Genomic DNA, 7259 nt, shown 5'->3' on the forward strand with positions numbered 1-7259 from the left:
CCATGAACGAACTGCTAGATGATGACCTGCTGACGCTACTGCTCGAAGAGGCCGAAGGCAGCATGCCCGACGGGCCCGGCCGCGACCGGCTGGACCGCGCCCCCTTGTCCTTCGCCCAGCAACGCTTGTGGCTGGAGCAACAGCGTGACCCGACGCGTTCGGCCTACAACTTGCCACGGGCCCTGCGCCTGACGGGCGAGCTCGATGCCGACGCCCTGGAGCAGGCGCTCAACCGCGTCATAGACCGACACGACATCCTGCGCACCGCGATCACTGAAATCGATGGCGCGGCGGCCCAGGTGGTCGAGCGCAACGCCAGGCTGGTCCTGCAGCGCGATGACCTTGGCGCGCTCGACCACCAGGCACGGACCATCGAGCTCGCACGGCGCATCGAACAGCACGCCAGGCGCCCCTTCGATCTCAGCCAGGCACCGCTGATGCGAGCAACGCTGCTCAGGCTGGACAGCGATGAACACGTGCTGCTGCTGAACATGCATCACATCGTCTCCGACGCCTGGTCCAACACGATTCTCATGCAGGACCTGACCCAGGCCTACGCCCGCGCCCTACTCGGCGACGCTTCACCGTTGCCGGCCTTGCCCCTGCAATACGCCGACTACGCAGCCCACCAACGAGGCGAATACCTGCAGAGCACGGCCTGCCAGCGCAGCGGCGACTACTGGCGCCAGTGCCTGGGCCATGACCTACCCGTTCTGGAACTGCCTCAGGATTTCGCTCGCGCCGCGAGCCAGCAGCACATGGCCGGACGCGTCCTGGTGACACTTGCACCGGCCCTGGCCCAGGCCCTGGAGACGTTTTGCCGACGCCAGGGGCTTACGCCGTTCGTGGTGGCGCTAGGCGCGTGGCAACTGTTGCTGGGCCGGTACGCCAACCAGAGCGATTTCACCGTCGGCGTCCCCAACGCCAACCGCAACAGCCCTGAAAGCCAGGAGCTGGTGGGGTTTTTCGTCAGCAGCCAAGTCTATCGGGCGCAGCTCGATTCGACGCGCACCGCGTTGGATTTTCTTCGCGACCTGCGCGTGCAATCCCTGGCAGCGCTTGAACATGCCGACTACCCGCTGGAACTGATCCTCGACCAATTGCAACGCCCCGGCGCACAGGGTTCCAACCCGCTGTTCCAGGTCCTGTTCAACTGGCGCACCGGCGCGCCCACGACATCGATGACGATCCAGGATGGACTGGCACTGGAATTTCTGCCCACTGGCGACAGTCAGGCCAAATTCGACTTGTCGCTGGATGTCGATTATTCACCGCAGCAATTGCTGGCGACGTTTGAGTACAGCCGTGATCTCTACCGGACGGCGACCATCGAGCGCATGGCCGAGCATTGGCAAAACCTGTTGCAGGGCCTGATCGACACCCCGCAATGTGCATTGGGCGAACTGCAACTGCTGAGTTCCCGGGAGCGCCACCAGACCCTGGATGACTGGAACCGGCAACCGACCCAACTGCCCCGCGAGCGATGCCTGCACCACGTGATCGAAAGCCACGCGGCCACCACGGGCGACGCGATTGCCCTGACCTTCGAAGGGCAACACCTGAGCTATGCCGACCTCAACCGGCAGGCCAACCGCTTGGCCCATCGGCTGATCGCCGAAGGCGTGGGGCCCGATGTGCTGGTGGGGATCGCTGCGCAGCGTACGCCGCAGATGATCATCGGCCTGCTGGCGATTCTCAAGGCCGGCGGCGCCTACGTGCCGCTGGACCCGGCGTACCCGGCCGACCGCCTGGCCTACATGATCCAGGACAGCGGCGTCACGCAGGTCCTGATCCAGGCCCCTCTGCGCGACGCCCTGGCATTGCCCGCCGGCACGGTCTGCCTGTCGCTGGATCCGGACGAGGCCGATGACACCGGTCCCGAGCACAATCCACAAGTGCCCCTGCACCCGGACAACCTGGCCTATGTGATCTACACCTCGGGTTCCACGGGCAAGCCCAAAGGGGCGTTGCTGGCGCATCACAACGTCACCCGTCTGTTCCAGGCCACGGACCGCTGGTTCAGCTTCGGCCACCGGGACGTGTGGTGCCTGTTCCACTCCTACGCCTTCGACTTTTCCGTGTGGGAGATCTTCGGCGCGCTGCTGCATGGCGGCCGGCTGGTCATCGTGCCCCACGTCGTGAGCCGTTCGCCGGAAGATTTTCATGCCCTGTTGTGCCACGAACGTGTCACCGTGCTGAACCAGACGCCGTCGGCGTTCAAGTCGTTGTCGCAGGTCGCCTGTGCGTCACGGCAGCCCCTTGACCAGCATCTGCGGCAGGTGATCTTCGGCGGTGAAGCCATCGATGTGCAGAGCTTGCGCCCCTGGTTCGAACGCTTCGGGGACCGCACGCCACAGCTGATCAACATGTATGGCATCACGGAAACCACGGTCCATGTCACCTGGCGACCGCTGTCGTTGCAAGATCTGGACAGCGAGGCCGCGAGCCCTATCGGCGAGCCCATCGTCGATCTGTCCTGGTACTTGCTCGATGCGCACCTGAACCCGGTGCCCAAGGGCTGCACCGGTGAGCTGTACGTCGGCCGGGCCGGCCTGGCCCGGGGTTATCACCGGCGCGCCGACCTGACCGCCAGCCGCTTCATTCCCGATCCGTTCGACCCGCTGCCGGGCGGACGCCTGTACCGCACCGGCGACCTGGCCCGCTACCGTGCCGACGGCAGCATAGAGTACATCGGACGCCTGGATCACCAGGTCAAGATTCGCGGTTTCCGCATTGAACTGGGGGAAATCCAGGCGCGCCTGCAAGGGCTGCCACCCGTGCAGGATTGTGTCGTGCTGACCCATGATGGTCCGGGTGGCCTGCAACTGGTGGCCTACGTCATCGCCACGCCACCCTCCGGCAACGAGCTGCGCGAAAGCCTGCTGGCCGAACTCAAGGCGCACCTGCCGGACTACATGGTGCCCAGCCACCTGCTGTTCATCGACCGGTTCCCTCTAAACGCCAACGGCAAGCTCGACCGCAAGGCCTTGCCGGAGCCCGACGCCAGCCTCCTGCATGCGCGCTACGTGGCGCCTCGCACCCAGTTGGAACAAGCCCTGGCGCAGCTATGGCAACAGTCCCTCAGGGTCGAGCGCGTGGGCATCGACGACAGTTTCTTCGAACTGGGCGGGCATTCGATCCTGGCGATCGAGCTGATCGCCAGCCTCAAGGCGCGCCTGGACATCACGGTGCGCCTGCAGGAACTGCTGAGCAACCCGACCATCGCCGAACTGGCCCTGTTCATCTCGCAGAAGCATCGGGAACAGGCTCAATGCCTGGTGACCTTGAACCAGGCCCCCGCTAGCGCCCCGCAGTTGTTTTGCCTGCACCCCAGCGGAGGCATCGTGTTCTGCTACCAACCCCTGGCGCGCAAACTGCAGAATCGGGCGCGCACCTTCGGCGTCATGCACCGCGGCTTCAGCGAACCCCATGTCGGTCCCGAAGCCTGGGACGAGATGATTGCCGACTACAGCCGGGAAATCGTCAAGGCCCAGCCCCAAGGCCCGTACTACCTGATGGGCTGGTCCCTGGGCGGCACGATTGCCCTGGACATCGCCGCGACGCTGGAAAGCCAGGGCCATACCGTCGGTTTCCTGGGCCTGGTGGACAGCACGATCCCTGAACACTTGTACCCGGAGACGTTGCCCCGTCGTCGGCATGTGCCCGGCCAAGAAAAAACCGACCTGGCTTCCCAGGACCTGGTGGAAGCCATCGAATATTTCGACCTGCTGTTCCCCACCCTCACGGAACGCACCGCGGCTTATCGGCGCGAACACCCCGAGAGCTCGGTCAAGGCCTTCCATGACTGGGCCGCCAGCCAGATCGAACCAGGCCGCAGCGACCTGTTGTCGGTGGTGCAAAGCGTCAAGGAGGAGGTCATGAACGCCCAGGCGTTCTCGGTGCATGACCGATTGCTGGAAGCCTTCGACGGGTTCACCTTCAAGCCGGTACGGGTTCGCCCCAGCTGCTGGTGGACACAAACGGAGAAGACAGCGCAGGAACTGGCGTTCTGCGAAACCTTGATCCAGGCCCACAGCGTGACGGGGGAGCTGCAATGCTCGGTGCACTCGCCTTTACGCCATCGCAGCATGATCTTCGACGATGGCTTGCTCGATTCGCTGGTGGAAGCATTTCTGGGCAGCGCGGCGCAAACGCAGTAGCGCCACACCGAAGAACAAACGATAAACCTGTGGCAAGGGAGTTGGCGCCCTCGCCACAGGTTTTCGTTTTTTTGCAAAGTAGCTGGAACGCAACCCAATAAAAAACCGACCCGCACAAGGCGGGTCGGTTTTTTATGATTGACGCGGGGATCAGAACTGCGGGGTGTATTTCACGGTGAACATCATGTTACGTGGATCGCCAAAGTTGTTGTTGCCATTAAGCTGGTTGTAACCGGGCGCAATGTACGTCTTGTCGAACAGGTTATTGAAGTTGACCGCCAGATCGATCTCCGGCGTCAGTTGGTAGCCAACGCGGGCATTCCATACGGTGTAGCCTGGGATCTCACGGTCATAGTCGTAGACCAGGGTATGGCTTTGGGTAGTAAAGCCCAGCCCGGTGCTCAGACGACTCCAGTCGCCGGTGAACCGGTAGTTGCCCCATGCGCGCAACATGTGTTTCGGCGTCCAGGTGCTGAAGACCTTGCCCTCTTTGCCGGGCTCTTCCAGGTACTTGGTCGTGTTGTAGGTGTAGCCTGCGAACAGTTGGAGGTTCTCCGTCACTTCACCACTGATTTCGGCGTCGATGCCCTGGCTACGCACTTCCCCTGCGGCCGAGGAGCAATTCACACCCGTACAGCCGGCGATGGGAATCGCACGGTTTTCCTGGTCGTAACGGAACACCGCCAGGGACGTATTGACCCGGCCGTCCATCAGCTCACCCTTGAGGCCGACCTCGTAGTTGGTACCGATGATAGGCTTGAGCACCGAACCGTTGGGGTCGAGGTTGGTCTGCGGCTGGAAGACATCGGTGTAGCTGGCATACACCGCCCATTCACGGCTCAGGTCATAAATGACACCGGCATAGGGCGTGACCTCTCCGGTCTCGGTTCCAGTGCTAGGGGTATTCGTGGTGATGCCGCTCGAGTTCTGGGTCTTGGACTTGTAGCTGTAGTCATACCAACTGACACGAGAGCCCAGTACCAGCGTCAGATCGTCCACCGGCTTGACGCGCCAGGTGCCATACACACCCTTCTGGCGGATATCGTATTTACTGAGGGTCCCCCGCCCGTTCGAAGCGTTGACCAGGCTGTCATAGCTGATATCCGGCCGGTTGTTGTCGAGATCGAAGATGTTGTCGCTGCTGCTGTTGAACGTACGAGCGTATTTGTCATCGGTCTCCAGTTGGGAGTAGTTACTACCCAGCATGACTTCCTGCTGCATCGACAAGGCTTCGAACTTGCCGGACAGGTTCATGTCCAGGCCGACCTTGGTGGACTGGAAGTCAGTCACGAAGTCGGCATATTGCACACCGGTGCCATCCAGGTTAAGGCCCACGTTGCCATTTTGCGTCCGCTGGTTTTTCGCCTGGTTATCCTCGGTCATGTGCACCGCGCCCACCTTGAAGCCCCAGTCCTCGTTGAAGCGGTGTTCCAGATCGGCATAGACCGTGGTGACGTCGATGTCGGAACGGTTCCAGCGCGCGCCGGTATAGGTCGAACGCGAAACGTCCGGCATCGAGCCGTCGACGTAGCGTGGCAGGCCGCGGATGTTGCCCCGGGACTCGCCTTCGGACCGGCTGACCGCCAGACCCAGGGTGGTGGCCTCGCTCAGGTCGATGTCCAGCGCGCCGTACAGCGAGTGGGTCTTGTTCCACGCATGGTCAACGAAGGAATTGCTCTGGTCTTCGTCGGCGACGATGCGGCCGCGGATGTTGCCGGCTTCGTTCAGCGGGCCGCCGGCGTCCAGTTGCAGGCCGTAGTGGTCCCAGGAGCCGGCCTTGCCGGTCAGGGTCACGGTCGGGGCGCTCTGGCCTCGCTTGCGCACCAGGTTGACGGCACCGCCGGGGCTGCCCGTGCCTTGCAGCAGGCCGGAGGCGCCACGCATGATTTCCAGGCGATCGAAGAAGATCAGGTCCTGGGTCGCCCAGTTGCCCAGGGAGTAGGTGTTGCGCGGGATCGGCACGCCGTCGTATTGCCAGTCGTCGATCTGGAAGCCGCGCGACGACAGGATCATGCCTTGGCCGACGCCCTGCAGGCCGACGATACCGGTGGTCTGGTTGACCGCGTCCTTGAGGTCCACCAGGTTCTGGTCATCCATCTGCTTGCGCGTCATGACGGTGATCGACTGGGGGATTTCCTTGAGGGTGTGGGTGCCCTTGCCGATGGTCACGGCGTTGCTGGTGTATGAGTTGCTGCCTTCGGTCGTCGCGTCCGGTGCCGTGGCCTTGACGGTGGTGGCGCCCAGCTCCAGGCCTCCCGCCGCGGAACCCCGCACCAGCATCAGCGTGTTGCCCTCCAGGCTGTAGCTTACGCCGGTGCCCTTGAGCAGTTCGGCGATGGCGGCCTGGGGACTCATCTTGCCGCTGACGCGGTTGCTCTTCAGGCCGGCCAGGTCGTCAGCGTTGTAGATCACCTGCTGGTTGGTCTGCTGACCGAACGCCTGCAAGGCCTTGGGCAACGGTTGCGCAGGGATGTCGATGCTGACGTCCTGCGCCATCACCTGAGCGCTGAAGGGCAATGCGCAGGCCAGCCCCAGACCGGTCAACACGCCACGCGAGCGCAGGCCGCGGGACATGACGAGTGCCTTGAACAGAGGTTTCAACTCATGAATGGATGACATCGTGCTCTCTATTATTGGTAGAAGTGAAAGGTCCATGGGGCCGAATGGCCCGCCGTCCGCCAGCACTGGTGAACCCGCCCTGACGATTGCCCCTGGCAATGCATCAGTGCGCGCTGACCGGCCCCTCCCCGGGCGCGGTCATGCGGCTGGATGACGGCAATTTTCTTGCTGGACAAATCCGCTGTCCGGGCTGCCCTGCCCGACCCGATTTGCCTACACACCTTAGTAAGACGAAGCATCTGCAAAAAACCGGAATGAGTTTATTTATCATTCACGTAACAAAGTTTAAAAAAAGGCCGTCGCAGTCAAGCGACGGCCTTCGTTCCTGCTTATCCATGATCGCTCCCGCGCTAGCGGCGGGTTCACAGCAAGGGACGTCCCTTTTTCCCTTCAACCGCCGAACGCTGGGCGCCCGGCGAGGCATTCCCGCGCAGAGCCTGGGGCCGACGTGATGAGCCCGGGCTCAGGTCTGCCGCCGGG

At 62.9% G+C, this 7259-nt stretch carries 2 protein-coding genes; one reads left to right on the forward strand and one right to left on the reverse strand.

Annotated elements, in window-relative coordinates; genetic code table 11:
• Positions 1-2: 2 nt before the first annotated feature.
• The gene (locus tag BLP99_RS07830; protein ID WP_092180099.1) at positions 3-4160 is read left to right on the forward strand and encodes a non-ribosomal peptide synthetase; all 4158 of its coding nucleotides are present in this window, start codon (positions 3-5) and stop codon (positions 4158-4160) included.
• Between the two features lie 150 nt (positions 4161-4310).
• On the opposite strand, the gene BLP99_RS07835 is transcribed toward BLP99_RS07830, so the two are convergent.
• A complete protein-coding gene (locus BLP99_RS07835) occupies positions 4311-6779 on the reverse strand; it encodes a TonB-dependent siderophore receptor (RefSeq protein WP_072430711.1) in 2469 nt (822 codons plus the stop codon).
• Between the last annotated feature and the right edge of the window lie 480 nt (positions 6780-7259).

The organism is Pseudomonas sp. NFACC32-1 (genome assembly GCF_900101215.1).
GTDB lineage: Bacteria > Pseudomonadota > Gammaproteobacteria > Pseudomonadales > Pseudomonadaceae > Aquipseudomonas.